We start from the raw sequence: 26,697 nt of genomic DNA, 5'->3' as shown, positions 1-26,697 counted from the left end.
CCATCCCACGGAGAGCCCGCTTTTGATTTTGCTGTTGAGGTTGCCGGCCAGCGGCCGGCACTACCGCGGGTGCAGGGCTGCAGGCCCTGCCGAACCACCCCCCCTAATCGTGACCGCTGTCGTCCAGGCTGATGATGCCGCGCCGCAGCGCCTGGGTGACCGCATGGGTGCGATCACCCACGCCGAGCTTGTCCATCAGGCTTTTCATGTGCGCCTTCACCGTCTGCTCCGAAATCTGCATGCGCTCGCCGATGCGCTTGTTCGACAGCCCTCCGGCCACGTACCGCAGTACCTCGGTCTCGCGCGGTGACAGGCGGTCTTCGATCACATGCGCGGCGATGCTGGCGGCCACCGCTGGAGGAATCGGCGCACGGCGGCCACCGGCCACCATGCGGATGGTGTCGACCAGTTCGTGGCGCAGCATGTCCTTCAGCAGATACGCGCTGGCGCCGGCCTGCAGTGCCCTCACCGCACGTACGTCACCGCGATAGGTGGTCAGCACGATGATGCGGGCGCGTGGGTCCAGCGCGCGGATCCGCACGATGGCTTCCACACCATCCAGGCGGGGCATCTGCAGGTCCATCAGCACCACGTCGGGCTGCAGCTGCTGGTAGCGTGCGATGGCTTCCTCGCCATCGGCGGCTTCGCCCAGCAGGCGCAGGTCGGCATGAGCGCCCAGCAGTGCCGCCAGGCCATCACGCAGCAGCGGGTGGTCGTCGACCACCAGCACGCCGATCGGGGCAGGGGACTCAGTCATGGTTTTCTCTACTCCAGGGCCAATGCCAACGCGATCGGCTGCGCTGATACAGCCGCCGGGCCGGAACTGCCAGCGCGACTTCGGTACCCAGCCCGGGGCGGGTCCACAGCTGCAGTTCCGCGCCGAGGCGCTGGGCGCGCTCACGCATGCCCTGCAGGCCCCAATGGCCATGGCCGGCATTTTCGTGGGTGATGCCCACGCCATCGTCGCGCACGTGCAGCAGGAAGCAGCGCGTTCCGTAGGAAAGTTCCACTTCGATGGCGCTGGCGTTGGCATGACGCAGCGCATTGCGGATGGCCTCGCGCCCGATCAGGAACACCTCCTCGGCCGCGTCGGCCTGCAGCGGTGGCGTCGCGCCTTCCACGGTCAGGCGCAGGGGATTGATGCCATGCCCGGCGTATTCGGCGTGCACGTCGGCCAGCGCCGAAGCGAGGTCGCGGCCCGCGAACGGCGCCTCGCGCAGCGCATTTACCCGCTCGCGACCCTCGGCCAGGTTGCGCTCGGCCAGCTGCATCGCTGACTCAAGCTGGCTGCGCACCGGTTCCGGCGTCTGCGCTGACTGGCTGATCGCGTGCAGGCGCAGGATCAGGCCCTGGCTACCCTGCAGCAGGGTGTCGTGCAGGTCGCGCGCGATGCGTTCGCGTTCGCCGTTGCGCTCCTGCAGGCGCGCGCGGAACAAGGCTGCCAGCTGGCCGCTGCGGATGCGTACGGCCAGCACCAGCAGTGCAAGCACGGCGGCGGTGCACAGCAGCTTGAACCACAGGGTCTGCATGAAGGTGGGAGCGATGCGGAAGCTGCGGCTGGCCGGTGCGGTGCTCCAGATGCCATCCTCGTTGGCGGCTTCAACCTCGAACCGGTAGCTGCCGGGCGCGAGGTTGGTGTAATACGCACGTGTGCTGCTGCCAGCGTCCTGCCAGCCGTCATCCACGCCCGACAGGCGGTAGCGGTAGCGGTTGCGCTCCGGACGTGCCAACGACAGCGCCACGTAATCGATCTGCAGCTGGCTGGTGCCGGCCGGGAGGCGCAGACCATCGCGTAGCGGCGCGTGCTCGCTGCCATACAGCACCTCGCCGATGCGCACGCTGGGAGCCATCGTATTGACGTGCGAGCGGGTGGTGTCCAGCCAGGCCAGGCCCTGGTTGGTGGCCAACCACAGCAGGCCGTCGTCGGCCAGCGTTGCGGTGGCGATCGGTCCGCTCTGCAGGGCAATGCCCGGCATGCCGTCAGCTGCGTCGAACAGGCGTGGCATGACCGGCAGGCCGCTGCGCACGGCGCGGCGCAGCAGGCCGGTTTCCAGGCGAACCAGGCCACGGCTGCCGTTGAGCCACAGGTATCCATGTGCATCGGTGACCATGCCGGTGATGCCTTCCAGTACGCCGGCCATGTCAGTGCGCACCGGAACGAAACGGCCATTGCCCAGGCGTGCTGCCAGCCCGGCCTCGCCGGCGATCAGCAGAAGGTCCCGGTGGTGCAGCATCGCGGTGATCGGCCCTACCGACAGGCCGTCCCCGGAGTCGAAGCTCTCGGTGCCATTCGCACCCAGGCGGCGCAGGCGGCCATCGGCATAGCCGAGCAGCAGCTGGCCATCGGCATCCAGCGCCAGCGATGAGCAGGCCTGCTCGGGCAGGCGGATTTCACGTTGCCACTGGTCATGCTGGTAGTGCAGCACCCCGCGTTCGCCGGTGCAGACCCAGGCCTGTCCGTCATCGGGGAACAACAGGGCATGCAGCGGCTGCCCGGTGAACGGCGCCGGCAGCGGGATCAATGTGGTGTGGCCGGCGACCGTGCGCGCGAGGTTGACCCAGTCGAACTGCCAGATCGGCGTGGGTGCCTGGCGCGCGGCAGCCTGCAGCTGCGTGGCGCTGCCATCCAGCAGGGTGCGCCGCAGGTCGTAGGGCTTGAGGTCTTCGCCATAGCCATACACGCGGCCATCGCTGGCCCGTACCAGCGAGCGGTAGGGATCGCTTGGACCCACCGCCAGGGTGTGCACGCTGCGTGCGCGGAAACGGTTGAGGCCGAGATTGGTGCCAATCCAGAGATTGCCTTCGCGATCGACGATGATCGGCACGGCCGAGGTGGCGGTCAGTCCTTGCGGCGAATCGAAGCGTTCCATGCGCACGGCCCGGGTGCCGGCGAAGGTGATGTGGGCAACGCCGCCGTGCGGACTCATCGTGGCCCACAGCGCGCCATCGGCAGTGAACTGCAGGCGCGCAGCGACCAGTTCCGGCAGCCGCCGTGCCTCACGTTCGCTGTCTGCCAGCAGACCCTGCGCGTTCGCCAGTGGCGAGGTGCCGCGCACCCGGTCGGCCAGCCACACTTCACCCTGCGGGCTTTCGGCCAGCGTCGCCATCTGCGAGACCGCGATGCCGGTGTCCTCGAACGCGGTCTGGCCCGCCGCGCGCATCCAGATCTTCAGGCCGGCCAGCACCCAGAACCTGCCCCGGCTGTCGTGCAGCACCCACTGCACACGGTGCTCGGGCAGGCCGGCAGCGGCCGGCAGTGGCTGCCAGCGGTGTCCGTCAAAGCGGCGCAGCCCGCCATTGATCGCCGCCCAGAGTTGGCCATCGCGATCCTGGCTGAAGCGCGGCACCACGCCGACCGGCACCCCCTGCTCACGGCCGTAGCTGTGCAGCCGTCCCTGCGCGAAGCGGCTGATGCCGGCCTGGAAGTAGCCGATCCACAGGGCGCCGTCGGCGGCATGCGCCAGCGTGACCATGTTGGTGGACGGGAACTGGCTACCGACGGGCGCTGCCTGCCGTTCGAAGCGACGGCCATCGAAGCGGTACAGGCCCGAGCCGGTAGCCAGCCACAACAGGCCCTCACGGTCCTGGGCAATGTCCCATATATCGCCTGGGGCGCCCTGGCCGACACGCCAGGCGGTATGTTCGTAATCGGGCAGGCCACCGCTCACCGGCGGGCGCTGCACGGCAAGGGCGGGCAGGGCGGTCAACAGCAGCAGGCACGTCAGCAGCGCCGGCAGGCGACGCAGGAACGGGAAGGGGCGGCCACGCATGGCGCGCATTCTGGCAGGTGTGGGGCAGCCCGGGGTGACCCGAACGGGGTAGGCGGTGGCCGCTGCGGTCGGCTATCACGCCGGCATCTCCTCCTGGAACCTGGCCATGCAGCGCCTGTTCGTGATGTTCCCTGATCGGGGGCCGGGCATCGGCCTGTTGTGGTTCCGGCTGTGCGTGACCGCCGCGCTGTGCGCGCCGGATGCTCATGGCAGTGGGTGGTCGGCGCTGTGCCTGCTTGCAGCGGCCATGCTTGCACTGGGTATGTTGACGCCACTGGCAGCGCTCACGGCGGCCGTGGGCCTGTTCGCGCAGCAGGCGCCCTGGCCACTGGTGGCATTGCCGCCGGCGCTGCTGCTTGTGGGGCCGGGGGCCTATTCACTGGATGCGTGCCTGTTCGGGCGCCGCCTGCTCGGCCGTCGGCCTCCCCCATTCGGGTAGGTGCCGGCCTCGACCGACGGGGGTAGGGCATCGCGCAACGGCCACGCACCATGGGGCACCCCCTCGCGGCGCCCCGCATGGCCACCGTCACTCCGCCCGATCCGCCCGCCGCGCCACTGGCACCGCAGCAGGCCGCCGCACTGCAGCGCGCCCTGCGCTATGTCGATGAGCATCTGTCGCAGCCGCTGCGGGTCACCGAACTGGCGGCCGCCGCCTGCGTCAGCCGCTTCCACCTTGTGCGCCTGTTCCGTAGCGGCACCGGCGCCAGCCCGCTGCGCTATGTGCGCCGTCGCCGCATCGAACGCGCACGCCAGCTGCTGCCTGGCGCGCAGTTGCCGATGGCGTGCCTGGCCCAGCAGCTGGGCTTCTTCGACCAGAGCCACTTCGTCCGCAGCTTCCGCGCGGAGACCGGCTGCAGCCCCGGCCAGTACCTGGCCGGCGATGCCGCCCTGTCGCTTCCCCTTGATCGTGTTTCCAACGGAGTCCATCCATGACCCATGCCACCGCCACGCCCGCCCCGGCCCTGCTGTCGCCCACCGACCATGCCCTGGTGCTGATCGACTTCCAGTCACAGATGGCGTTCGCCACCCACACCATCGATATCTCCACGCTGCGCAACAACGTGTCGCTGATCAGCAAGGGCGCCAAGGGGTTCAAGGTGCCGGTGGTGCTGACCACGGTCGCCGAAGCGTCGTTCTCCGGGCCGATGTTCCCGGAACTGCCGCAGATCTTCCCCGGCCAGCCGGTGTTCGACCGCACGTCGATGAATACCTGGGAAGACCGGCCGGTGATCGACGAGATCAACCGCATCGGCAAGCGTCGGCTGGTGCTTGCCGGCCTATGGACCAGTGTCTGCATCGTGGGTCCGGCGCTGTCGGCGCTGGCGCAGGGCTTCGAGGTCTACGTGATCACCGATGCCTGTGGCGATGTCAGCGAAGAAGCGCACGAGCGTGCGATCACCCGCATGGTGCAGGCCGGCGCGGTTCCGATGACCAGCGTGCAGTACCTGCTCGAGCTGCAGCGCGACTGGGCGCGGGGTGAAACCTACGACCTGACCACCGGCATCGCCCGCGACCACGCCGGCGGCTACGGCATCGGCATCCAGTATGCCAAGCGCATGTTCGGCGCGCAGGAAGGTGGGCACTGAGCATGCTGGCCGGCCATGGCCTTGACCTGGCCCTGCTGATGCTGCGCGTGGCGGCAGGAGGCTTCCTGCTGCCGCACGCGCTGGGCAAGCTGTTTGGCTGGTTCGGCGGACCGGGGCTGGCCGGCTTCGCCACCGAGCTGCGCGGTTTCGGGCTGCCGGCAGTGGCGCCGTTGCCGCTGCTGTTGTCCCTGCTGCAGGTGCTGTCCGGGCTGGCCGTGCTGCTGGGATGGCAGACCCGCATCGCCGCGCTTGCGGCGGCCGCCTTCATCGGCTTCACCGCACTGTTGGCCGTGCCCAGGGGCTGGTTCTGGATGCGCGGTGGCAGTGAGTACCCGTTGATGTGGACCACGGTGCTGTTGGCCATCGCGCTGGCCGGGCCCGGCAACTGGGCGCTGGACGGCCAATACTTTCCGGGAGATTTCACTTGAGCCACGATCCCCTCGACCACGGCCGCCGCAACGTGGTGCTGGCAAGCGGTGCCGCGGTTGCGCTCGGCCTGGCCGGTCGCGCCGGTGCCGCACTCGATTCCACTTCCAAGGAGCGTCGCATGAGCACGCTGGTCATCCGCAATGCCCGCATCACCACCCTCGACCCACAGCAGCCGCATGCACAGGCGCTGGCCGTGCAGGAAGGGCGCATCGTTGCCGTCGGCAGCGACGAGGAGATCATGCGCGGCTGGGGCAATGAAGCGACGCTGATCGACGCGCAGGGCAGGCGCCTGCTGCCCGGCCTCAACGACAGCCATACCCACCTGATCCGTGGTGGCCTGAACTACAACCTTGAACTGCGCTGGGACGGCCTGCGTTCGCTGGGCGACGCCCTGGACATGTTGAAGGCCCAGGTCGACCGCACCCCTGCACCGCAGTGGGTGCGCGTGGTCGGTGGCTTCACCGCCGCACAGTTCAACGAGAAGCGCCTGCCGACGCTGCAGGAGCTCAACGACATCGCGCCGGATACGCCGGTGTTCCTGCTGCACCTGTACGACCGCGCGCTGCTCAACCGCGCCGCGCTGCGTGCGTGCGGCTACAGCAAGGACACACCGGATCCGCCGGGTGGCCAGATCGTGCGCGATTCGCTGGGCAACCCGACCGGGCTGCTGCTGGCCAAGCCGAATGCGCTGATCCTCTACGCGACGCTGGCCAAGGGCCCGCGCCTGCCGATCGAGTACCAGGCCAACTCGACGCGCCACTTCATGCGCGAACTGAACCGGCTTGGCATCACCTCGGTGATCGACGCCGGCGGTGGCTTCCAGAACTACCCCGAGGACTACCAGGTCATCGAGCAGCTGCACCGCGATGACCAGCTGACAGTGCGCATCGCCTACAACCTGTTCACCCAGAACAAGGGCAAGGAAGTGGATGACTTCCGTGGCTGGAGTGAAATCCTGCAGCCGCGCCAGGGCGATGACCTGCTGCGCCACAATGGTGCCGGCGAGATGCTGGTGTTCTCCGCCGCCGACTTCGAGCTGTTCAACGAGCCGCGCCCGGAACTGCCGCCGGAGCTGGAGCCCGAACTGCACGACGTGGTGAAGCTGCTGGTCGAGAAACGCTGGCCGTTCCGTATCCACGCCACCTACGACGAGAGCATCACCCGCATCCTCGATGTGTACGAACAGGTCAACCGCGAGGTGCCGTTCGATGGCCTGCACTGGTTCATCGACCACGCCGAGACCATCACCCCGCGCAACATCGAACGCATCCGTGCGCTGGGTGGCGGCATCGCCGTGCAGCACCGCATGGCCTACCAGGGCGAAGCCTTCGTCGAGCGCTACGGTGTGCAGGCTGCGCGGCACACGCCGCCGGTCAGGCGCATGCTGGCCGAAGGCGTGCCGGTCGGTGCCGGTACCGATGCCACCCGCGTGGCCAGCTACAACCCGTGGGTGGCGTTGTCCTGGCTGGTGACCGGGCGCACCGTGGGCGGCCTGGCGCTGTATGGCGAGGAGAACCTGCTCGAACGCGAGCAGGCGTTGCGCCTGTGGACGCAGGGCAGTGCCTGGTTCTCCGGCGACGAAGCGGTGAAGGGCACGCTGAAAGCTGGCCAGCTGGCTGATTTCATCCTGCTCTCGGCCGACTTCTTCCGCGTTGATGACGCGCAGATCGCCGACATCACCAGCCTGCTGACCGTGGTCGGCGGCCGCATCGTGCACGCCGACGGGGATTACGCCGGCTTGGCGCCGCAGCTGCCGCCGGCGATGCCGGACTGGTCGCCGGTCAACCGCTTCGGTGGCTACCACGTCGGCGGTGCCGCCACCGGGTTAGCCGCCGCGCATCGCCACCATCACGGTGTGGCCTGTAGTACGCATGGTGCTCACGGCCATGCCGCGCTGCATGCGGCGCCCACCGACGACCTGAGCGCCTTCTGGGGTGCGATGGGATGCTCGTGCTTCGCGTTCTGAGCCTGGCGCTGCTGGCCATGCCATGGATGGCGCTGGCCTGTGACGCCCCCCGCTGCGCCGACGTGGGCGGCGGGCAACTGCAATGGGACGCCTCGCTGCGCCTCAGGGGGATGTACTACGACCCGGCCCGATTCGGTATCGGCGGCAGTGAAGACGGCTACGGCCTGCTGCGTGCACTGGCGTCGGCCACGTATGTCGAGGACAACTGGCAGGCACGGCTGCAGCTGGGCGTGCATGCCGAGAATGGCAAGGCAGGCGGCCCGGGCCGTACCGACAGTGGCGCGTTGGACGTGCAGCAGGCCTACTGGCGCTGGCAGCGCGGTGGGTTCCATCTGCAACTCGGTCGGCAGGAAGCCGGCTATGGCAGTTCGCGGCTGTTGTCGGTGCGCGATGGGCCGAACATCCGGCTGGCATTCGATGGCGCCCGTGCAGGCTGGAAAGGCCGCCTCGGCACGCTGGACCTGATGGCGCTGCGACCGCTGGAGAACCGACCCGGCGCCTTTGATGACCGCGGCGAACGCGGTGCCCACCTGTGGGGCGCGTATGCGACCACCGCGCGGGGTCGTGGCCCAGGGCAATGGGATCTGTACCTGCTGGACTACCGTCGTGAAGGCGCGCGCTTTGCGGCGGGCTCCGGTACCGAGCGGCGGGAGACCCTCGGTGCGCGTTGGTTCGGCCAGTTCGGTGCGCTGGACTGGAACAGCGAGCTGGTGGCGCAGGGCGGTGAACTGCAGACGGTTGCCGGCACGCTGGATGTCCGCGCCTGGACGCTCGCCACCGACACCGGCTGGCGCTGGACCGAGCGGCCGCTGCAACCGAGGCTGGGGCTGAAGGCGGATATCGCCAGTGGCGACGGCAAGCTGCATGACGGCCGCCTGGGAACCTTCAATGCACTGTTCCCTAAATCGGCCTACTTCAGCGAGGCCAGCCTGCTGGCCCCGGCCAACCTGATGGACCTGCAACCGACCCTGACCCTGCGCCTGCATCATGCGGTGACCACGGAACTGGGCGTACAGATGGCGTGGAAGCAGCGTCGTGCCGATGCGGTCTACACCACACCGGCACCGCTGCTGGCGTTGCCAGGGAGCGCCGGTGGCGCGCGCCGCATCGGCACCCAGTACAAATCTGAAACCCGCTGGCAGGCCAGCAAACACTGGCAATGGCAGCTGCAGCTGGCCTGGGTCGACGCCGGTCCTGCACTGAAGCAGGCCGGAGGCCAGGACACGCTGTTCGCCTCGATCGTTGGAGCATGGCAATGGTGAACGCAACCGCGTCGCAACACTCCACACAGGCCGCAGGCGCCTGGTCCCCGCTGAAGATCCAGATGTTCCGTTCGATCTGGCTGGCAATCCTGGCCAGCAACATCGGCACCTGGGTCAATGATGTAGCCGCCGCCTGGGTGATGGCCGAACGCACCGGTTCGCCGTTGATGGTGGCCCTGGTGCAGTCGGCCACCACTGTGCCGATCGTGCTGCTGGCGCTGGCCGCCGGAACGCTGGCCGACATCGTTGATCGCCGCAGGTACCTGCTGGCGACCCAGGGCTGGATGCTGCTGGTGGCCGCAGCGATGGCCGCGTTGACCGCGATGGACCTGCTGACCCCGCAGTTGCTGGTGCTGCTGACCTTCTGCATGGGCTGTGGTGCGGCGATGGCAATGCCCGCGCAGGCCGCCATTGTCTCCGAGCTGGTACCGCAGCCGATGCTGGCCTCGGCGGTGGCGCTGAACTCGATCGGCATCAACATCGCGCGCTCGATCGGCCCGGCCATTGGTGGCGTGATCGTGGCGCAGCTGGGTGCGGTGTGGGCATTCGGCTTCAACGCCATCACCTTCGCCGCGATGCTGTTCGTCGTGTGGGGCTGGACGCGTGATCCCAAGCAGTCCAGCCTGCCACCGGAAGGTTTCGGTGCCGGCTTGAAGGCGGGCCTGCGTTACGCCAGCCGCGCCGGGCGGCTGCAGGCGGTGCTGATCAAGTCGGTCGGCTTCTTCTTCTTTGCCGCGGCGATGAACGCGCTGTTGCCGGTGGTGGTGCGTGGGCAGATGCATGGCGGGGCGGGGCAGTACGGCATGCTGCTGGGCTGCATCGGCATCGGCGCAGTGGGCGGTGCGCTGCTGCTGCCGAAGCTGCGTGCGCAACTGGATCGTGACCTGTTGGTACTGCTGGCGACCTTGTCGCTGGCCCTGAGCCTGGTCGGGCTGGCGCTGACCCGCAGCTGGTACGTGCTTCCGGCGGTGATGCTGGTCAATGGATTTGCGTGGATCACCGTGCTGTCGTCGCTGCAGATCGCTGCGCAGACTGCGGTTCCGGCATGGGTACGTGCGCGTGCGCTGGCGCTGTACATCATGGTGTTCTCTGCCGGCATGGCCGCCGGCGGCCTGAGCTGGGGCGCGCTCGCACAGCGTACGTCGCCGGAGCTGGCGTTGCTGGTGGCTGCCGCAGGTGCGGTGATCGGCGGATTGCTGGTGTGGCGCGTGCGCATTGCTGGCACCGAGGATCTGAACCTGCGTCCGGCCGGGCACTGGCCGGCGCCGGAACAGTCGGTGCCGGTGTCGAATGATCGGGGGCCGGTGCTGGTTACCATCGAGTACCGCATCGACGATGCTGACCGTGCCACGTTCCAGGCGCAGATGCGCGCGCTGGGCACGATCCGTCGCCGCGACGGTGCGGTGGTCTGGGGTGTGGTCGAGGACGTGGCCAGCCCGGGCATCCACCTGGAGTATTTCGTGACCCCGTCGTGGCTGGAGCACCTGCGCCAGCACGAGCGCATCACCGCGGATGACAAGGCCATCCAGGAAGTGCTGCGGGAGCTGCATCGCGGCGAGCGCGCCCCCGTGGTGCGTCACTTCGTGGGAGGGCATGACCCGCTGCCTGCCGCCGTGCCGCATCACCACACCGACATCTGACCCGCAGGTGGCAGAGCCGGCCGCTGGCCGGCTCCGCGTGATCACGATGGATGATCGGGTTGCCGGCCAGCGGCCGGCACTACCGAAGGAGCGGCGGTGCCCTGGGGCGCCACCGCGGGACATCATTTGCGTGCGAACGCCAGCAGGTCGGCGTTGAACTGGTCGGCGTGGGTGATGGTCAGGCCATGCGGCGCGCCGGTGTACACCTTCAGCTCGGCGTCCTTGATGATCTGCGAGGACAGCTTGGCCGAAGCATCGAACGGCACGATCTGGTCGTCATCGCCGTGTACCACCAGCGCCGGCACGTCGATCTTCTTCAGGTCTTCGGTGTAGTCCACTTCCGAGAATTCGTGCACGCAGTCGTACTGGCCCTTGACGCCACCGAGCATGCCCTGCAGCCAGAACGCATCACGCATGCCTTGGGTGACGGTATTGCCATCGCGGTTGGCACCGAAGAACGGTGTGGTCAGGTCCTTGAAGAACTGCGAGCGGTCACCGCCCGTGCCCTTGCGGATGCCGTCGAACACCTCCAGCGGCGTACCGGCCGGGTTGGCATCGGTCTTCAGCATCAGCGGTGGCACCGCGCCGACCAGCACCACCTTGGCCACGCGCTTGCTGCCGTGGCGGCCGATGTAGTGGGCCACTTCACCGCCGCCGGTGGAATGGCCGACCAGGATCGCGTCCTTCAGGTCCAGCGCTTCGATCACCGCGGCCAGGTCATCGGCATAGGTGTCCATGTTGTTGCCGTTCCAGGTCTGGCTGGAGCGTCCGTGGCTGCGGCGATCGTGGGCGACCACGCGGAAGCCGTTCTGGCCCATGAACAGCATCTGCGGATCCCAGGCATCGGACGACAGCGGCCAGCCGTGGGCGAACACGATCGGCTGGCCGGTACCCCAATCCTTGTAGAAAATGCGGGCGCCGTCGGCGACGGTGACGAAGTTGCTCATTGCGGTTTCCTTGGCGGAAGGGAGGGAAGGCACTGGCAGTTGTGCCGGTGCCTCCGGCAGTACAGCGCAGCGCCAGAGCGGCGACTTGCACGGCTGTGCTGGATTGCGCCGGATGTGACGCATATCGCTCTAGCACGAAGCCGTTCCGGCATTGACGATGGCGGCTGCCCTGTCGAGGAGCCTGCAATGTCGCATGCGTTCTGGAGCCTGTGGGTGTGCCTGCTGCTGACCACGGCGGCGCACGCCCGGACCAACGTCTACAAATGCGTGGACGGGCCGCATCCTGTCTACCAGCAGACGCCGTGCCAGGGGCGTGCGGAATGGCGCTGGGAGGTGCCGCCGGAGCCGCCTTCGACAGGTGCGACCATGGCCAAGCCAGCGAGCCTGGCCTCAAGCCGTCCGCGTGTGGTGCAGCAGGGGCGTGCGCGGGCCGCTCTGATACCCATCAGCACCGATCCCGCCGCCTGTGAGCACGCGCGGCAGCAACGCGGAAAGGCGCTCGCCCAGGCGAAGCGCCTGGACTTCGTAAAGCGGCGGCAGCTGGATGACGCGGTGCATGACGCGTGCCGTTGAATCCAGGTGCCAGAAACGACAACGGCGCCCAAGGGCGCCGTTGAGAGCAGATGCCAGGTGCCGGACCTCAGCGACCGTCGCTGGCCGTCGCCGGTGCCGGCGAGGGCACGCTGTCCGGTTTGGGCAGGCTCAGCTCCGGGTTGCCCTGTTCGGCCTGCAGGATCTGGATGCGGCGCTGCAGGGCGTCCAGCTGGCTGTTCGTGCTCTGCACGTCGCTGCTCAGGCTGACTGCCTGCTGCTGGGCCTGCTGCAGGGCCGCGCTGACCTGGGCCGACTGCGCCTGCTGCTGTTCCATTTCCTGCTGCAGGGTGCGCAGGCGTTCCTCGTTGTAGGCCACCAGGCGCTCGGTATAGCGCTTGCCGGCTTCCAGGCGGGTGGTGTCGATGTAGACCTGGGCAAGCTGCTCGGACTGTTGCGCGAAGGTGCGGTAGACACGCTCGGCGTTGTCGACGGCGTCAGTCTTGATCACCCGCCAGAAATTCTTCTCCTGGAACAGGGCGACGTAGTAGGTCAGGGTGTTGGCGTTGAACAGCAGGCTGGCGCCGTAATTGCCGTTGTAGGTGGTGCGCAGCTCGGTCAGCTGGCGGGCATCCATCAGCTGCTTGAGCTCGTCAACGGTATTGCGCACCACCGGTGCGCTACGAGCGGCCGGCTCTGCGGCAGCTTCGCGGTCGCCACGGGCAGCCATCGCCGCTGGTGCCACCAGCATCATGCTCACGGCCAGCAGTGCCGCGCCGTACGCGCGCCGGGCGAAGACCGCGCCCCCTGAAGTTTCTCGCATGTCTAGACCATCCACGGATGAGTGTGGGTTGAGATGAAAGTGGTTCCCCGCCGGGAGTCTAGCATGTGCGCGGGCGCCGCCAAGGGCGCCCGTCACGGGTCAGTAGACCAGCTGTGCGGCGCTGCACTGGATCGACTGCACGTTGACGTCGGTGCGCCCCAGCTCCAGGCCCAGCACGCTGGCCAGCAGGTTGGTCAGCAAGGTGCCGACGCTGTTGAGGACCGGGCGCAAGGCGGACAGGATCGGCTTCAGCAGCGTGCACAGCAGGCCGCTGCAGCTGACCGTGCCATCGGGGTTGGTGACGCCGGTGTCGCCGGTGCCGTCAAGGAACCCGGCCGGCGCGGTCTGTATGTACGAGGCCAGGTTGTTGCGCACGCAGCCGTTGTAGTCGATCAGGTTGCCCAGCAGGCTGTCGCAGCGGTTGATCAGCAGGCCGCCCACCAGCGAGCCGAGCAGTCCATCGAGCACGCCCAGTCCTTGACCGGTGACCGTCACCTTGAACGCATCCCAGACCGGACCGTCCTTGTGGCAGGTGGACAGGTTCAGCAGGCCACAGGCGTAGGGCAGGCCTCCGGGTACGGTCCAGCTGTTGAGCGGGGCCAGTTGCCGGCTGGCGTCGCCATCGCGCAGCAGTGGAATCAACTTGTCCACCTCATACCGGGTGTTCGGCGGGAAGGTGGCCTGCAGGTAACGGTCGGCCAGGGCCTTGGCCGTGTCGTTGGCACTCATGCCCTGCTTGGGTGAACTGAGCATGCCCGAGAGCACGCGCAGCAGCTCATTGACAAGGTCGGATACTGCGTTGCCGAGAGCAAGTGGATTGATGCGCGTCGAGCCGGTTTCGCCAGCGGCCAGGGTGAGGTTCTGCGAGCTGGTCAGGGCCGGCAGCGTGATCTTGTCGTTGATCAGGGGTTGTCCGAGCAGTTTCAGCAGCTGTTCGTTGTTCAGCGTCGCGTCGCAGACATTGTTCTTCGAGAAACGCTGCGATGGATCGACGTTGCCGACGCAGGCCCGCAGGACCGACGAATCCACCTGGATGGTGGCCCTGGGTGGATTGGCGCCACACTGGATTCCGGTCAGCGTTCCCATTCCGTTGGCGACATCGACATGCAGCGGCAGGTGCAGGCGCGTGCCCAGCAGGTTCAGAAGTGGCCCCAGTGCGAACAGGTTGTTGCTGTCCACGTCTGCCACCAGCCTTACCTGCGCGTTGTAGGCGCGGCTGCCGACACCGCCGATGGCGATCGATGGCGGCTCGACAACGCCGGCCTGGATCTTGATGCCCAGCAGGTCCAGCCCCTTGACCGCCACGCCGTTGCCATCGTTGGCGATGGAGATCGCAGTGTTGATCAGGTTGAGCACGTTGATCTGTGACTCCAGTGCACTGCCGACCGTGCCGTCGGGCGAGACGACTTCGGCGAAAAGGCCGCCGCCGCCGGACTGGCTGCCCAGCACGATGTTGAGCTTGTTGATGTCCAGCTGGGTGGCAACCAGGTCGGACAGGGCGCGCAGCTGCACGCCCACCGTGGAGTCGCGGCCGACCACGGTGGCGGTGGCGTCGACCAGCTGCGCCAGCGAAACCTTGTTGACCGACAGAAGCCGGTTGAAGTCAGCCACGCTGAGGTTGGCGCTGACCGGGATGTTCAACGCCTTGAGCAGGCCCGATGGCGTGATGTTGGCCTGGGCGAGGCCGTCATAGGAGAGCACGGTGGCGTTGGTCACATCCAGGCCGACCAGTCGCAGGGTCGACAACAGTACCGAGTCGCCATTGGTGCGCAGTAGCTGCGAACCGACCGCAAACACGGCCGTCGGTTCGGAACGGCGGGCCACGGCCTCCACGCTGACGGTGGGCAGGGTGGTGTTCTGCCCGAAGAACGGCAGCACGCTGCGCTGCGCGACGACCTGCACGGCATTGCGCGGGTTGCTGGCATCGATGGTGGTGACGAAGCGGTTGGCGGTGGTGCGGTTGGCGCTCCAGTTGCCGCAGCGGATCTGCAGGCTCCCTTCGAACGTGTTCTGGGTGAGTGCGCTGTGCCGCGCAGCGCTGTTGTCGCTGTTGTCCGAGGTGCACAGCTCCAGTCGTTGCGCTCCGGCCAGTGCGGCCAGATCAGCAACTTTCTGCGCATCGCGCTTGGCCCAGAACAGGTAGCCGATCTCGATCAGGCCCAGCATCGCCAGCAACGCCAGCATGACCAGCATCATGGTGATCGACATGCCGCCCCGTGGGCGGCTGAAACTGAACTGGCGTGGGCGTTTCATGGCCTACCTCAGCGTCCGGATGAGGATGATCCCTTGGACTTGGCGACATCGGTTTCAAAGAAGTCCGGGATCTCGTGTTCGAAGCTCTTCATGTAGCGTGCGTAGCTCAGCGTCGCCTGGTCGCCGAGGATCGGCAGGTGCTGCCCGGCCTGCTGTCCGGACGCCTGCAGGCGGAACAGGTTGCGCGCGGTATCACCGATCTGGCTGCGGCCGGGTCGCGCGGTTGCAGCGTTGCCGTCGGTGATGTCCACTGCGGCAGGCGCCGCCTGCGGCAATGGTGCGGGCCGGGCCGCCAGGTCCACGGCGGGCAATGACTCGGACTGCAGCGGCTGCGCAGCCGGCGCTGCCGGTGTGCTGCGGCCAAGCATCTGTCCGGTGAGCGGCTGTTGCTGCGCCTGCACTGCGGCGGCCGGCAGCAGGCAGATCAGAGCGGGCAGCAGGCGTCGGGCCAGGGGCGTCGCGGTCATGGTGTGTTTCCGTTCGGGTGGTCGGAGGCGCTGAAGCGTTCCAGCATCGAGGGCGGCAGGCGCTGCGGATCGCGTTCGTCGCGGCTGTCGCGGCGTGGTTCCGCCGCCAGTCGCGTGGCGGCGGGCGGGTTGCCGACGGCATCTCTGGCGAGAGCACGCGCGGTGGCCGGCACGGCTGCGGCAGCGGCCGATGCGGCCTGGCGTTGCTGCAGGCGGGCACGGATCTGCGCCGCCTGCTGCTGGATGCTGAGCCGGGTCTCGTCGTTGAGGTTGGCCTGCTGGGCGAGGCGTTCGGCGGTGGTGGTGTCGCCACGCAGCACCGCCCACAGCGCGAGGTTGGCAGTGGCCTTGGCATTGCCCGGCGACAGCTCCAGCGCCTTGGCGAGGGGTTCGCGCGCGCGCTCGAACTGTCCGGCGCGCAGCCGCGCATAGCCGAGGTCGCCGAGATAGCTTGTATTCAATGGCTGCAACTCGGTCGCCCGCGCCAGTGCCTGCTCACTGCCGGCGTCGTCGTCGCGGCGCGCGGCAATCAGGCCCAGGCCATGTGCGGCCGCGGCGGCCTGGGGGCCGCTGGAAAGCGCGCGGTACAGTGCGATCGCGGCATCGGCCTGGCCGGTCTCGCGCAGCGCGTCGGCCTGCAGCAGACGCAATGCCGGCGGATCGCCGTAGCGCTGACGGAAGGCGTCGACGTGGGCGAGCGAGGCATACCATGCGCCTTGCTGCTGCATGCGTTCGATCAGTTCCAGGTAGGCATTGCGGCTGTCCTGCGGCGCCGGTTCGGGCGCGGCCAGGCTGGGCGCGCGCAGGTACTTCGGTGTGGTCGATGCACAGCCGCTGGCGCCGGCAACGGCGGCCAGGGCAACAATCAGGCAGGAAGTGCGCAGGGCAGGCATCAGGGCGATCCCATCTTGGACAGGGTAGTGGCCAGCGCGACCAGCGCCGGCCCGGCGAGCACCAGCATCAACGCTGGCAGCAGGGTCAGCATCATCACCACGGTCATCTTCACCGAGAGCTTGCCGACCTTTTCCTTCAACGTGTTGCGACGCTGCTCACGCAGGCGGAGGCTGAACTGCCGCAAGGGCTCCTGCACCGCACCGCCATGGGCATGCACCTGCAGGATCAGCTGCATCAGGCTGGTCAGGTCATCGTCGGCATAGACCTCGCTCAGCCGCCGCAGGGACTGCGCGCGCGTGCGGCCATGGGTATAGGCGACATTGGCCTCCTGAAGTTCGCTGCCGAGTACCGGCAATGCATCGCGAAGCTTGTCGCCGAGCGTCTGCAGGCTCTGGTCCATGCTGAAGCCTACGCCCTGCAGCAGGCGCAGCAGGTCGACCAGCAGCGGCAGCTCGGTTTCGACTGCACGCCGGCGCCGCTTCACCCAGGAAGAGAGAACGAATTTGGGCAACAGCAGTCCAGCGGCCAAGGCACCGATGATCACCATGATCCTGGCCAGCCCGGTGACGCTGCTGAATGTCAGCACCAGTGCCAGCACCAGCACGGCCAGCAGCAGGCGCAGGCCGAGGTAGATGGCCGTACCGCGACGGGTGTTCCACCCGGCCAGATCCAACAGCAGCCGATCTTCATTGGCCAGCAATGCCGTTTCCAGGCGGCCGCCGCTGAGGGCACGGCCGAAGCGTTCGAGCCAGCCCAGCGAATCGTGCCGTGCAGGTTCGGTGTCACGGGACGTCTCGCGCGGCTGCAGGGCGGTCTTCAACGTGGCCGTTGTACGCTGCTCACGATGGCTGCGTATCCAGCCGCCGATACCCAGCAGGGCGATGCCGGCAGCCAGCACGAGCAGGGAGAGGGCGAACCAGGCGCTGGCGCTCATCGGTCGTCTCCGGCTGGGCGGGGGTTCATAGCCATTTGGCCAGGCGATACAGCAGGAAGCCGCCGACAAGCTCCATGCCCAGTGCAAGCAGCAGGATCTTGTGGCCAAGCGGATCGTGCAGCACCGGCTGGAAGAAGTCCGGGCTGGCGATCGCCATCAGCACCGCGCAGGCCGGTGGCAGCAGGCCCAGCACCCACGCAGACATGCGTGTCTCGGAGGTCGTCGCCGAAAGCTCCTGCTGCGCCTGTTCCAGGTCGCGCATGAAATCACCCATGCGCTGCAGGATCTGGTCGGAGCGCCCGCCGATGCGCACGCTGACACCGATCACCACCGACAACACCTTCAGCACCTCCATGCGATAGGGTTGCGCGGCCTGCGCGAGTGCACGGTCCAACTCCATGCCGCTGCGCGCAAAGCGCACCGTGGTGTCCAACAGCCCGCGCAACGGCGCGCTGGTCTGCATCGACGCAACCTGGAACGCGGCCTGCAGGCTGTTGCCCAGTGCAGTCAGCCGCACCAGGTTGTCGAGGAAGTCCGGCAGCTGATGCAGCAGTTGCGCACGCAGCTTCGTGGTCCGCCGCATCATCCACAGCCAGCAGCCAAGCAGGTACAGCAGCAGGGTCAGCGGAAACATCCACGCGGTGCCCAGCCGCGCCATCGCTACCACCGACAGTACCAGCCCCGGTACCAGCAGCATGATGGGGATTTTCCAGCCGGTCTGCAGCCCTGCGCGCTGCAGCAGGCCATCCAGCGGCAGCACGCGGCGCCCGGTGCTGGCGGGCCGCGCCGGATCGTTGGCAGCGGTGACGGACGGCCCGGCGGGTGCCCCGCCCGTGGCGCTTCCGCGCGAAAGCTGCTGCTCGGCGTGCCGCATTGAAACCTGGCGTTGTTCACGGCTGCTGGCCGTGCCCCACAGCCAGGCTGCCAGCGCCAGCAGCACCGCGATGATGCTCAACATGCCCAGCAGCGCGCCGGTTCCCATGCTCAGAAGTCTCCGTAGAGCGATTCGCGCAGCTGTTGGCGGAACGGCTCCAGCTTGTGCGAGTGTGGATGGAAGCCCAGCCCGACCCAGCGATCGATCTCTTTGCCGTTGCCGTCGATCTGCAGTTCGTGGCGGAACATTTCCTGGGTGGTGATCAGGTTGTCGCTGACACCGGTGATCTCGGTGATCGATACCAGCACGCGGCGGCCGCTGCCCAGGCGCGAGATCTGCACGATGAAGTCGATGGCACTGGCGATCTGCCGGCGCAGGCTGTCCTCGCTGCCCTGGAAGCCGGCAAATCCAGCAAGCATCTCGATCCGGTACAGGCAGTCGCGTGGTGAATTGGCGTGGATGGTGGCCATCGAACCGTCGTGGCCGGTGTTCATGGCCTGCAGCATTTCCAGCACCTCGGCGCCACGCACCTCGCCCACCACGATGCGATCAGGGCGCATGCGCAGGCTGTTGCGGACCAGATCGCGGATGCTCACCGCGCCATGGCCTTCGGCGCCACCGATGCGGCTTTCCAGGCGGACCACATGCGGGTGGTTGAGCGAGAGTTCTGCGGTGTCCTCGACGGTGATCACGCGCTCGTTCGCGGGGACGTAGCTGGCCAGGGCGTTCAGCAGCGAGGTCTTGCCGGAGCTGGTGCCGCCGGATACCAGGATGTTGCAGCGGCCCAGCACCATCGCCTTCAGCAGGGCGTGCATCGGTTCGTCGAAGGTGCCCTTGGCCAGCAGTTCATCGGGAGTGAATGGATCCTTGCGGAACTTGCGGATGGACACCATCGGTCCGTCCACGGCCAGCGGCGAGATGATCGCGTTGAGACGGCCGCCGTTGGGCAAACGCGCATCGACCATCGGGTTGGAGTCATCCAGGCGGCGCCCGAGCGGGGCCAGGATACGTCGCAGGATGCGCAGCAGGTGCGTATCGTCGGTGAATCGCTGGGTGGCCCGCTTGAGCTGGCCACCCTGGGAAACATGCACATCCTTGAAACCGTTGATCAGGATGTCTTCGATGGACGGGTCGTGCAGCAGGTCGTCCAGCGGGCCAAAGCCGGTCAGCTCCTTGACCAGGCCGTCGGCGACCACCTGCATCTCTTCTTCGTTGATCGGGATGCGCCACTCCTGGATGAAGCCCACCGTCTGCACCTGCACCCAGCGGGCGATGGTGTCGGGCGCCCAGGAATCGATGTCGATGCGCTCGTCCTCGATGCTGTTGAGCAGGTGCTCATGCGCTGCCGACAGCACCTTCTGGTACTGCTCGGTCTGCGCGAACGGCTGATGGCCCGGCGTGCTTTCGGGCAGCACCGGCCGGGCAACGGCATGCGGGAAAGGGGTTACCTTGTCTTCCATTGCGATCCACCCAGGGCAAGGGAGAGTCTTTCCCGCAGGCCCTGCGCCTGCACCCGGCAAGCGGCCGGGTCCAGGCGCGAAACCAGTGGGGCGAGGGCACGCAGATAGGGGTCACGCGGCGCATCCTGCAGCAGCAGGTGGCCCTGGCTCGCTGACAGGCGCACGCGGGGGCGCTCGGGAAGCGTGGCCAGCAGGGGCACCTCGAAGCGGCGCGCAATCTGCTCCGGGCTCATTCCGCTGCTGTCATCGTGGCGGTTGATCACCAGTTGCAGCCGCTTCTCGCGTTCGCGTTGCCCGGCAAGGTGCTTCAGTGCCTGATCGAGCGACACCAGCGTGGCGATCGAGGCATCTGTGACCAGCCAGATCTCGTCGGCCTGGTCCAGCAGCAGCGGTGGCAGCTGGCGCACCGGGCAACCGCCGGCATCACACAGCACGCTGGCGAACACGGTGCGCAGGCGCTGCAGCAGCGCACCCGGATCGGACGGCGGCACCGCGTCGCTTCCGCTGGCGCGGTCCAGCAGCACCAGCCCGGAATCGTGCCGGGCCATGGCCGTGCGGGCGAGGGTGGCGTCGATGCGGCTGGCGTTGCGCAGCGCGTCTTCGTAATGGAAGCGGCTGTCCAGGTTGAGGTACAGCGCAAGGTCACCCGAAGGCTGGGCCAGTTCCATCAGCAGGCCGTCCTGCTGCACTGCCTCGCCCTGTGCCAGCGCACGGGTCTGCTGTGCCAGCACCGAAAGGTGCGCGGCCATCGTACTGGTGCCGACCCCGGCGCGCACGCCCAGCAGGACGATCAGGCGCGCCTTGTGCGCGTGCTGCGCGGCGGCAGCTGGTCGTGGTGACAGGGCACGACGCAGTGCGGCCTCGACACCGGCGTTGTCGCTGTCCAGGTCCAGTACGTCACGCAGGCCCGCCCGCAGTGCGATGACGACGCCCTCTACCTGTCCGGCACTGGTGGCACCGACGGCAACCAGTGCGAGGTCCGGTTCTGTCTGTTGCAGTTGCTGCGCCAGCACGCTGGAGGCGGCGGCATGCTCGGGGCGGAAGTCGAGCAGCACAAGGTTCTGCGGCCCGCGGTGCAGGTCCTGGGCGGAGGTCGGGGCGCTGCTGTCCTGCCAGTGCAGGGTGGTGGTCGGCGGCAGTTTGGCCGCCAGCCGGGGCAGCAGTTCGCGATCCATTCCGTACAGGACCAGGTTCATCGGCGGTCCTTGCGGATGCAGCGGCTGGGCAGTGGCGTAGGGCATGGGCGTGGTATCGCAGGCATCATGGAATCAGCGTGAGAAGCCGGGTACCGGGTCCTGGCTGATTGGACCCAGCAGCCAGGCACCCCATTCGGGCATGTGCGGCTTGGCTTCGCGGTCGCCGGGCAGTGGCAGTTCGGTGTTGCGGGCCAGCGGCTTCACCAGGCGTGGCGTGACGATGATCACCAGCTCCTTGTCCTGGCGCTTGTAGTCGAAGTTGCGGAAGAACGAGCCGATGACCGGCAGGTCACCCAGCAGCGGAATCTTGCCGACGCTGGAAACCACGTTGGAACTGACCAGGCCACCGATCACGAAGCTCTCGCCATCGCCCAGCTCGACCGTGGTGTCGGCGCGGCGGGTGGTGATCGATGGAATCTGCACGCCATTGAGCGCGATGGCGTTGCTGTAGTCCAGGTCGCTGGCTTCCGGCGCGACTTTCAAGGCGATGCGGTTCGGCGCCAGTACCGTCGGTGTCACGGTCAGGCCGATGCCGAAGGGCTTGTAGGTGATCGTGGTGGTGCCCAGCCCCTGCGGCTCCAGGATTGGCAGCTCGCCGCCGGCAAGGAAGCTGGCGCTCTGGCCGGACAATGCGACGAGGGTAGGTTCGGCCAGCACGCGCGCCATGCCATTGCTCTGCAGCAGGTCGACGTCGGCATTCCACAGGCCCTTGGTCGAGCCGAACACCAAGCGGAACGCCGAAGAAATGGGCGATTCGGCTTCGTTGCTGGAGTTGCCTTCCTGCATGCCGGGCAGGATGCCGGTGTTGCCCGGCAGCTGGCCGCCCGGGCGGGCGAATCCGTAGGCGAAGTTGCCATTGCGGTTCTGGAAGCTGATGCCGATCTGCTTCAGAGCGGTCTTGTTGAATTCGACCACCTTGACCTCGACCTGCACGACGCCGCCGCTGCTTACCGTCGATGCGTCGGCAAGCAGTCCGTCCTTGCCCAGGGCCATCGCGGCGGTCTTCTGTTCCTGCATGTGCGACAGCACACTGTCGGTGCTTCCCTGCAGCAGGCCCTGATTGTCCTGCTGGGTGAACACCAGTCCGTTCGCGCCCGCGTCGGCCGCGCCCTGCACCGCGCTTTGTACCCGCACCTGCAGGCGCTGTGGCTCGGCCTGCTTGCGGTGCCAGAGCAGGAGCGTGGTGGTGCCCGGTGCCTTGCCGACCAGCAGTGCCTGGCGCTGGCCGCGCAGCATCACGATATCGGCCACGCCCGGGTCGGCAATGGCCACCCGCTCCAGGTCACCCGGCAGGGGCCAGGGGCGCTGCTCGCGCGTCTGCAGTACCAGGTCGTCGGCGGCCACGCTCGTCGCCGGTGCCAGCAGCACCAGCAGCAGGGCCAGCCAGCGCTGGCGGGGGGAAGGGCGTGGACTGCGGCGACGTTCGGTCATGGATGCGCTCGATGCAGGTCAAAGGGAACCACGGGGGGCGGAGCTGTCACCCCGGATGATTTCGATACCCGATGCGCGCGGGGCGCTGCGCCGGGGTGCGGGTATGCGTGCCGTGGCATCCTGGGTGCTGCGGGCCGGCGTGTTGCTGCGGCCGGCCAATGCATCACCGTCGATGCCGGCGTAGGCGTGATTCTCCGGCCGTTGCAGCGCAAGCTGCTGTTCCGCATCCAGCCCCCGCAGCGGATCGATCACACCGCGTGCCTGCGGGAACAGCGCCAGATCGGGCTGGCCGGGATCGGCAGGGTTGCGCAGGGCCAGGAACAGTTTGCCCTGCTGCGCACCCAGCAACAGCCGGTTGGCGTCGGCCACCGGTACCGCCAGTACCGCGCTGCGTGCCGGCTGGGTGGTCTCGCTGCCCGTGCTCTGGGTGCTGCTGCTTCCGGTGATGTCGGCGGCGCGTGGATCGTTGCGCGCATCGGCTTCAGTGCTGGCGACAGCGCCAGCGTTGGCCAGGGCGATGTCCTGCTGGCCATAGCTGAGCACGCGCAGGCGCGACAACAGCAGGCGCGTCTGTGCTGCATCGGCCGGCCCGCTGGCGCTGGGTTGGGCGTTGCGCAGGTTGAGGAACACGTCGACAAAATCGCCCGGCACGATGCGGTTGCCGGCACCCACCAACTCGTCAACCGGTACCGCGAGTGCGCGCTCTCCGGGGCGCAGCTGCAGCGAGAATCCCTGCGCAAGCGCATTGCTGCTGATTGCCGTGCCTTCGGCAATGTCCTGCACCGGCACCTTTCCCACCACGGCGGAAATGCTGGAGGCGGCACCGGCAATCGGGGCGCTGCGCTGCGCCAGGCGCAGTCCATTGGCAGAAATGGGTTCGCCGGCCGGCAGTCGCGCCACCGCCTCCACCACGGTGATTGCCTGGGCTTCGCTCTGCGCGGCCGGGGCAGCCGTGGCCGGCGCGGCTTGCCTGCGCCCGATCATCAGGGCGATGACCGCCAGCAGCACGGCCAACCCGATCAGGGCGACGGCGGCGATGCGGGTCAACTTGAGCATGGAACCGTCTCCTGTAGCGATCGTCAGTTGCCGCTGCCGAGGTCGAGTTGCGCGACCGCCACGCTGCGGATGGGAGCCCGCATTACCCACTTGTAGAGCGTGGCGGTGCCGGGCAGGAAGGGATGGCTTGCGTAGTCGTAGCTGACGGTCACGGTCATGCACTGGGCGCTGGCCAGTCCGGCGCAGGGCGCCTGCGCGGAAACCAGGATGGCGTTGCTTCCCCCATTGCTGCAGTCGACGGACTGCCCGGAGAAGTTCAGCAGCCACTGCATCGAGCTGCGCGCCGCAATACACGCCGCGGTACGACGTTCATTGGCGCTGCCATAGCGCAGCGATGCGCGCGCACCCTCGGCCGAAGCGGTTGCCAGCGTCTGCTGGGCCGCCATGATCATCACGCCGGAGAACGTAAACAGCAGCAGTGGCAGCAGGCCCAGCATGAGCATCAAGGCGAACTCGATGCTGGCCGCACCACGTTGCCGGCGCGGGTTGGGGGTGTTCATGGCACACCTCCATACGTAGTGATGAGGATCCAGGCGATGGCCGACACGGCCAGGTAGGCTGCATAGGGAATGCCATGGCGTCCCTGGCGGGCGTTCTGCATGTCGCGGAGCGCCGGGTGTGAATGCCACTGCGAACTGGCCCGGTTCAGCTGGGCTTGCAGGCCGATGGGCAGTACTGGACCCACCCGGCGTGACGCCAGCACCAACGCGGCATGTGCGCCCGCTGCGAGGCTGGCCGCGATCCAGATCGGCAGCAGTGTCTGCCAGCCCAGCATCAATCCCAGCACGGAAAAGAACTTGACATCGCCGGCGCCCATCCAGCGCAACGCATGGAACGGCAGCAATGCGACCAGGCCGAGCGCCGCGCCGGCAACGTGGGAAGCCCACGGCAGGCGCGGCGCGTTGAACTGTCCGGCGATGAGCACGACAACGGTGATCGCGCATGCGGACAGCAGCCAGGCGTTGGGCACCCGCCGGACGTACAGATCGCTGATCGCGATCCGCAGGCATACGCCGATGGCCAATAAACCCAGCAGTGTCATCGCACACTCCGTCGCCCGTCAGTGGACGCTCAGCAGTTGCTGTCCCTGATCCAATCCAGGAGGCGGCTCAGGCGGGCGTGCTGCCTGAAGCCTTGTTGGCAAGCTTGGTGAGATTCTCAAAGAGCGTGCTGAAGAATGTCTGGATCTGCGTACTGCCCAGTGCGATCAGCACTCCCGCAATCACAGCGGCCAGCAGCCCGTACTCGAGCGCGGTGACACCATCTTCTTCCTTCAGGAACTTGCGGATCGATGCGTTCATGACGATTGTCTCCCTCTACCTGTCTGCTACAGGACACCTGTTGGGCGGTGGCCCGGCTCCGCCGGGATCGTCCGTGGACCTCCGCACGTCCTGGCGGAGGAGGCAAGGCGGGATGGGCCCGCTGTGCTCAAGCAGGGTGATCGCTTCCAGGCGGGACGCCGTTCGCACAACCGCGACCGCGCGGCGCGGGGCCGGTGGTCGACGTGTCGAGCGATACGTGCATGGTCATGCTGTCCCCCTGGGTGCGGTCATTATCAAAGACCGGATCACCGTGTTATCGACTTTGCCTGAATGGCGGCCGGCTGCAACCGGAACCTATATGCAAATTCGGCAGAATCCCTTCGGTCCTTAATTTTTCACGCGGGTTCTGTGACGGAAATCCGTTCGCTCGCACAACGATTCATCGACGTGCAGATAATGTGATTTTGGTTTCAGTCGAATGCGAGAACTGTGCCAATTACGTCAGCATGATTTTCACGTCTGTATCCATCCTGTTCGACGCGGGGCAGATGTTTACCCCGCTGAATTATCGGGCATACTCGTATTCAAGTACTCGCGTTTCTTTTGGGGTGCGTGCGTTGGCGGCGCGCATCCCGGTGATGGAAGAGATTCCATGAGAGGTGCGCGCCCTGTCAGGCAGTGGGGGCCGTATCGCACGACGGATAATCGGGGGGCGACACTGTCATGGTCGATGGTGGGGTAGGAGACAGCGACGACAGCGGCCTGCGGTCGATCGACCTGGCGACGCTGAGCGGCGTGCTTCGTGTATGTGATGTTGAACTGCTTCTGCTCGATGGCAATGGGCCGCGGGCAGCCTTCGCTTCACGCGTGCACGAGGAGGCGTTGTTCTGCAGCATCAGCTGTGGATTCCATTGCCGTGGCCGCTTCATGCTGCCGCCGGACTGGGCGATGCTCGGCTATCTGCACGCCACCGATGAGACGCTGAGCTGGTGCCATGGTGTACCGCTTGCGGCGGGTATGGCGTTGACCGTGATGCCGGAGGGCATCAGCGAGTTCACCCTGAGCCCGGGCACGCACATGACGCTGATGCTGGTGCCGGCGGCGCGCGTGCAGCGCAAGCTGGCCGAACTGAGCCTGCGCAGCACGCCACCGGCTGGGCAGGCACTTTCGTTGTTCAGCCTGGCCAACGAAGCAGCGCCGTTGGCGCGCCATTATCAGCAGCTGCACCTGCAGCTGGGGCAGGGTTCCGGCCTGCAGCCGGAAGAAGCCGAGCGGCTGCTGCATGAGCATGTGCAGGCACTGCTGGGCGCGGGTACCGCCGACCGCCCGGGCTGCAGCCGTGCGCGGCGCACACATTATCTGATTGCTCAGCGTGCCGAGAATTTCATGCGGCTCAACCTGCGCCGCAACATCTACATGAATGAAATCTGCGATGCCGCTGGCGTCAGCGAGCGCGGCCTGCGTTATGCATTCGAGGACCTGTTCGGCACTTCGCCGAACCGGTACCTCTCCATGCTGCGCCTGTGTGCCGCCTGCCGGAGCCTGTCGATGGCCGATTCCAGCCGCCGCTCGGTGAAGGCCATCGCGCTCAGCTGCGGGCTTTGGGACCTCTCGCGCTTCGCTGATAATTATCGCAAGGTATTCGGCGAACTGCCGCGCGATACCCTGATGCGCGCGCCCGCGCAGATCGGCCAGCCGGCCTGAGCCAAGGTCCCGCAAGGGTTTCCACGGCATTCATGCCGGAATTGCGCATCCGTTTGCCGATCATGCTGCCGCTTCTGCATAAACGGCTGCCGATTCCGGCCGTGGATTTGCCGGAATGCGCGATTGCCGTGCCGGATTGAAGTGCGCCACCGCCGTTGCAAACGCTGAAATGTCAGTCACCTGCCTTACGGCAAGTCCACTGACATTCCAGT

Annotated in this window: 25 protein-coding genes; 9 read left to right on the top strand and 16 right to left on the bottom strand. The window is 67.3% G+C overall.

Annotated elements, in window-relative coordinates:
- Positions 1–103: 103 nt before the first annotated feature.
- Together AC5P7R_RS05185 and AC5P7R_RS05180 are read right to left on the bottom strand one after the other, a co-directional pair.
- Positions 104–757, bottom strand: coding sequence for a response regulator (locus tag AC5P7R_RS05185; protein ID WP_021204301.1), 654 nt, complete (start codon positions 755–757; stop codon positions 104–106).
- Complete coding sequence (locus AC5P7R_RS05180; protein ID WP_495213782.1) at positions 750–3,779, bottom strand: sensor histidine kinase; 3,030 nt, start codon at positions 3,777–3,779, stop codon at positions 750–752. The genes AC5P7R_RS05185 and AC5P7R_RS05180 overlap by 8 nt, the downstream gene beginning before the upstream one ends.
- A gap of 97 nt (positions 3,780–3,876) precedes the next feature.
- Between AC5P7R_RS05180 and AC5P7R_RS05175 the strand changes: the two genes are divergently transcribed.
- The 7 genes from AC5P7R_RS05175 to AC5P7R_RS05145 all read left to right on the top strand — a co-directional run bounded on the left by AC5P7R_RS05175 (position 3,877) and on the right by AC5P7R_RS05145 (position 10,653).
- Positions 3,877–4,209, top strand: coding sequence for a hypothetical protein (locus tag AC5P7R_RS05175; protein WP_164145131.1), 333 nt, complete (start codon positions 3,877–3,879; stop codon positions 4,207–4,209).
- Between the two features lie 50 nt (positions 4,210–4,259).
- Complete coding sequence (locus AC5P7R_RS05170) at positions 4,260–4,703, top strand: helix-turn-helix transcriptional regulator (protein WP_058982409.1); 444 nt, start codon at positions 4,260–4,262, stop codon at positions 4,701–4,703.
- Positions 4,700–5,356: a hydrolase gene (locus AC5P7R_RS05165; protein WP_019659975.1), complete on the top strand. Its 657-nt coding sequence runs from the start codon at positions 4,700–4,702 to the stop codon at positions 5,354–5,356. The genes AC5P7R_RS05170 and AC5P7R_RS05165 overlap by 4 nt, the downstream gene beginning before the upstream one ends.
- 2 nt (positions 5,357–5,358) lie before the next feature.
- On the top strand, positions 5,359–5,784 hold the full coding sequence (locus AC5P7R_RS05160; RefSeq protein ID WP_155029733.1) for a DoxX family protein: 426 nt from the start codon (positions 5,359–5,361) through the stop codon (positions 5,782–5,784).
- Between the two features lie 119 nt (positions 5,785–5,903).
- Entirely contained in the window at positions 5,904–7,751 is a 1,848-nt protein-coding gene (locus AC5P7R_RS05155) for an amidohydrolase (protein ID WP_478436573.1), read from the top strand.
- The gene (locus AC5P7R_RS05150) at positions 7,730–9,013 is read left to right on the top strand and encodes an alginate export family protein (protein WP_478435882.1); all 1,284 of its coding nucleotides are present in this window, start codon (positions 7,730–7,732) and stop codon (positions 9,011–9,013) included. Before AC5P7R_RS05155 ends, AC5P7R_RS05150 begins: the two co-directional genes overlap by 22 nt.
- Positions 9,007–10,653 (top strand): MFS transporter, encoded by a 1,647-nt coding sequence (locus AC5P7R_RS05145; protein WP_478435881.1) that lies wholly within the window; start codon positions 9,007–9,009, stop codon positions 10,651–10,653. Before AC5P7R_RS05150 ends, AC5P7R_RS05145 begins: the two co-directional genes overlap by 7 nt.
- Positions 10,654–10,775: 122 nt before the next feature.
- Here the strand turns inward: AC5P7R_RS05145 and AC5P7R_RS05140 are convergent, their stop codons facing one another.
- Positions 10,776–11,600 (bottom strand): alpha/beta fold hydrolase, encoded by an 825-nt coding sequence (locus AC5P7R_RS05140; RefSeq protein ID WP_134731538.1) that lies wholly within the window; start codon positions 11,598–11,600, stop codon positions 10,776–10,778.
- Positions 11,601–11,786: 186 nt separating this feature from the next.
- Between AC5P7R_RS05140 and AC5P7R_RS05135 the strand changes: the two genes are divergently transcribed.
- Positions 11,787–12,173 carry a hypothetical protein gene (locus tag AC5P7R_RS05135; protein ID WP_021204292.1) on the top strand — a complete coding sequence of 129 codons (387 nt, stop codon included), beginning with the start codon at positions 11,787–11,789 and terminating at the stop codon, positions 12,171–12,173.
- Positions 12,174–12,240: 67 nt separating this feature from the next.
- On the opposite strand, the gene AC5P7R_RS05130 is transcribed toward AC5P7R_RS05135, so the two are convergent.
- From AC5P7R_RS05130 to AC5P7R_RS05070, 13 genes are all read right to left on the bottom strand, one after another.
- Positions 12,241–12,954, bottom strand: coding sequence for a DUF2968 domain-containing protein (locus AC5P7R_RS05130; protein WP_019659968.1), 714 nt, complete (start codon positions 12,952–12,954; stop codon positions 12,241–12,243).
- Between the two features lie 99 nt (positions 12,955–13,053).
- Positions 13,054–15,207 (bottom strand): TadG family pilus assembly protein, encoded by a 2,154-nt coding sequence (locus AC5P7R_RS05125; RefSeq protein WP_478435880.1) that lies wholly within the window; start codon positions 15,205–15,207, stop codon positions 13,054–13,056.
- An 8-nt stretch (positions 15,208–15,215) separates the two neighbouring features.
- On the bottom strand, positions 15,216–15,674 hold the full coding sequence (locus AC5P7R_RS05120) for a DUF3613 domain-containing protein (protein ID WP_478418647.1): 459 nt from the start codon (positions 15,672–15,674) through the stop codon (positions 15,216–15,218).
- Positions 15,671–16,567: a tetratricopeptide repeat protein gene (locus AC5P7R_RS05115; RefSeq protein WP_021204289.1), complete on the bottom strand. Its 897-nt coding sequence runs from the start codon at positions 16,565–16,567 to the stop codon at positions 15,671–15,673. Before AC5P7R_RS05115 ends, AC5P7R_RS05120 begins: the two co-directional genes overlap by 4 nt.
- Positions 16,567–17,502: a type II secretion system F family protein gene (locus AC5P7R_RS05110; RefSeq protein ID WP_478435879.1), complete on the bottom strand. Its 936-nt coding sequence runs from the start codon at positions 17,500–17,502 to the stop codon at positions 16,567–16,569. Before AC5P7R_RS05110 ends, AC5P7R_RS05115 begins: the two co-directional genes overlap by 1 nt.
- A gap of 25 nt (positions 17,503–17,527) precedes the next feature.
- Positions 17,528–18,484 carry a type II secretion system F family protein gene (locus tag AC5P7R_RS05105; RefSeq protein WP_478435878.1) on the bottom strand — a complete coding sequence of 319 codons (957 nt, stop codon included), beginning with the start codon at positions 18,482–18,484 and terminating at the stop codon, positions 17,528–17,530.
- Positions 18,485–18,486: 2 nt separating this feature from the next.
- Positions 18,487–19,836, bottom strand: coding sequence for a TadA family conjugal transfer-associated ATPase (locus AC5P7R_RS05100; protein ID WP_019659962.1), 1,350 nt, complete (start codon positions 19,834–19,836; stop codon positions 18,487–18,489).
- Positions 19,821–21,077 (bottom strand): CpaE/TadZ family protein, encoded by a 1,257-nt coding sequence (locus AC5P7R_RS05095; RefSeq protein WP_019659961.1) that lies wholly within the window; start codon positions 21,075–21,077, stop codon positions 19,821–19,823. Before AC5P7R_RS05095 ends, AC5P7R_RS05100 begins: the two co-directional genes overlap by 16 nt.
- A 27-nt stretch (positions 21,078–21,104) precedes the next feature.
- On the bottom strand, positions 21,105–22,463 hold the full coding sequence (locus tag AC5P7R_RS05090; protein WP_111102426.1) for a type II and III secretion system protein family protein: 1,359 nt from the start codon (positions 22,461–22,463) through the stop codon (positions 21,105–21,107).
- A gap of 18 nt (positions 22,464–22,481) precedes the next feature.
- On the bottom strand, positions 22,482–23,519 hold the full coding sequence (cpaB, locus tag AC5P7R_RS05085) for a Flp pilus assembly protein CpaB (protein ID WP_478435877.1): 1,038 nt from the start codon (positions 23,517–23,519) through the stop codon (positions 22,482–22,484).
- A gap of 23 nt (positions 23,520–23,542) precedes the next feature.
- On the bottom strand, positions 23,543–24,019 hold the full coding sequence (locus tag AC5P7R_RS05080; protein WP_058982316.1) for a TadE/TadG family type IV pilus assembly protein: 477 nt from the start codon (positions 24,017–24,019) through the stop codon (positions 23,543–23,545).
- Positions 24,016–24,561, bottom strand: a complete 546-nt coding sequence (locus AC5P7R_RS05075; protein ID WP_478435876.1) for an A24 family peptidase — start codon at positions 24,559–24,561, stop codon at positions 24,016–24,018. The genes AC5P7R_RS05080 and AC5P7R_RS05075 overlap by 4 nt, the downstream gene beginning before the upstream one ends.
- Positions 24,562–24,628: 67 nt before the next feature.
- On the bottom strand, positions 24,629–24,820 hold the full coding sequence (locus AC5P7R_RS05070) for a Flp family type IVb pilin (protein WP_021204284.1): 192 nt from the start codon (positions 24,818–24,820) through the stop codon (positions 24,629–24,631).
- 684 nt (positions 24,821–25,504) lie between these two features.
- Here AC5P7R_RS05070 and AC5P7R_RS05065 point away from each other — a divergent pair.
- Positions 25,505–26,485, top strand: a complete 981-nt coding sequence (locus AC5P7R_RS05065; protein ID WP_155029721.1) for an AraC family transcriptional regulator — start codon at positions 25,505–25,507, stop codon at positions 26,483–26,485.
- The last annotated feature ends 212 nt before the right edge of the window (positions 26,486–26,697 follow it).

The sequence above is a fragment of the Stenotrophomonas sp. YJH_SMC_27 genome (genome assembly GCF_059369815.1).
The sequence above is the reverse complement of the archived record's forward strand: the minus strand, read 5'-3'. Positions and strand labels throughout refer to the sequence as shown.

Excerpts from the sequence above, each read along its gene's own strand:
- AC5P7R_RS05135 (WP_021204292.1), top strand. The coding sequence starts at position 11,787 with ATGTCGCATGCGTTCTGGAGCCTGTGGGTGTGCCTGCTGCTGACCACG.
- AC5P7R_RS05080 (WP_058982316.1), bottom strand. The coding sequence starts at position 24,019 with ATGAACACCCCCAACCCGCGCCGGCAACGTGGTGCGGCCAGCATCGAG.
- AC5P7R_RS05165 (WP_019659975.1), top strand. The coding sequence starts at position 4,700 with ATGACCCATGCCACCGCCACGCCCGCCCCGGCCCTGCTGTCGCCCACC.
- AC5P7R_RS05175 (WP_164145131.1), top strand. The coding sequence starts at position 3,877 with ATGCAGCGCCTGTTCGTGATGTTCCCTGATCGGGGGCCGGGCATCGGC.
- AC5P7R_RS05115 (WP_021204289.1), bottom strand. The coding sequence starts at position 16,567 with ATGCCTGCCCTGCGCACTTCCTGCCTGATTGTTGCCCTGGCCGCCGTT.
- AC5P7R_RS05105 (WP_478435878.1), bottom strand. The coding sequence starts at position 18,484 with ATGGGAACCGGCGCGCTGCTGGGCATGTTGAGCATCATCGCGGTGCTG.
- AC5P7R_RS05090 (WP_111102426.1), bottom strand. The coding sequence starts at position 22,463 with ATGACCGAACGTCGCCGCAGTCCACGCCCTTCCCCCCGCCAGCGCTGG.
- AC5P7R_RS05120 (WP_478418647.1), bottom strand. The coding sequence starts at position 15,674 with ATGACCGCGACGCCCCTGGCCCGACGCCTGCTGCCCGCTCTGATCTGC.
- AC5P7R_RS05070 (WP_021204284.1), bottom strand. The coding sequence starts at position 24,820 with ATGAACGCATCGATCCGCAAGTTCCTGAAGGAAGAAGATGGTGTCACC.
- AC5P7R_RS05145 (WP_478435881.1), top strand. The coding sequence starts at position 9,007 with ATGGTGAACGCAACCGCGTCGCAACACTCCACACAGGCCGCAGGCGCC.
- AC5P7R_RS05065 (WP_155029721.1), top strand. The coding sequence starts at position 25,505 with ATGGTCGATGGTGGGGTAGGAGACAGCGACGACAGCGGCCTGCGGTCG.
- AC5P7R_RS05100 (WP_019659962.1), bottom strand. The coding sequence starts at position 19,836 with ATGGAAGACAAGGTAACCCCTTTCCCGCATGCCGTTGCCCGGCCGGTG.
- AC5P7R_RS05170 (WP_058982409.1), top strand. The coding sequence starts at position 4,260 with ATGGGGCACCCCCTCGCGGCGCCCCGCATGGCCACCGTCACTCCGCCC.
- AC5P7R_RS05110 (WP_478435879.1), bottom strand. The coding sequence starts at position 17,502 with ATGAGCGCCAGCGCCTGGTTCGCCCTCTCCCTGCTCGTGCTGGCTGCC.
- AC5P7R_RS05095 (WP_019659961.1), bottom strand. The coding sequence starts at position 21,077 with ATGCCCTACGCCACTGCCCAGCCGCTGCATCCGCAAGGACCGCCGATG.
- AC5P7R_RS05150 (WP_478435882.1), top strand. The coding sequence starts at position 7,730 with ATGCTCGTGCTTCGCGTTCTGAGCCTGGCGCTGCTGGCCATGCCATGG.
- AC5P7R_RS05180 (WP_495213782.1), bottom strand. The coding sequence starts at position 3,779 with ATGCGCGCCATGCGTGGCCGCCCCTTCCCGTTCCTGCGTCGCCTGCCG.
- AC5P7R_RS05160 (WP_155029733.1), top strand. The coding sequence starts at position 5,359 with ATGCTGGCCGGCCATGGCCTTGACCTGGCCCTGCTGATGCTGCGCGTG.
- AC5P7R_RS05130 (WP_019659968.1), bottom strand. The coding sequence starts at position 12,954 with ATGCGAGAAACTTCAGGGGGCGCGGTCTTCGCCCGGCGCGCGTACGGC.
- AC5P7R_RS05155 (WP_478436573.1), top strand. The coding sequence starts at position 5,904 with ATGAGCACGCTGGTCATCCGCAATGCCCGCATCACCACCCTCGACCCA.
- AC5P7R_RS05125 (WP_478435880.1), bottom strand. The coding sequence starts at position 15,207 with ATGAAACGCCCACGCCAGTTCAGTTTCAGCCGCCCACGGGGCGGCATG.
- cpaB (WP_478435877.1), bottom strand. The coding sequence starts at position 23,519 with ATGCTCAAGTTGACCCGCATCGCCGCCGTCGCCCTGATCGGGTTGGCC.
- AC5P7R_RS05140 (WP_134731538.1), bottom strand. The coding sequence starts at position 11,600 with ATGAGCAACTTCGTCACCGTCGCCGACGGCGCCCGCATTTTCTACAAG.
- AC5P7R_RS05075 (WP_478435876.1), bottom strand. The coding sequence starts at position 24,561 with ATGACACTGCTGGGTTTATTGGCCATCGGCGTATGCCTGCGGATCGCG.
- AC5P7R_RS05185 (WP_021204301.1), bottom strand. The coding sequence starts at position 757 with ATGACTGAGTCCCCTGCCCCGATCGGCGTGCTGGTGGTCGACGACCAC.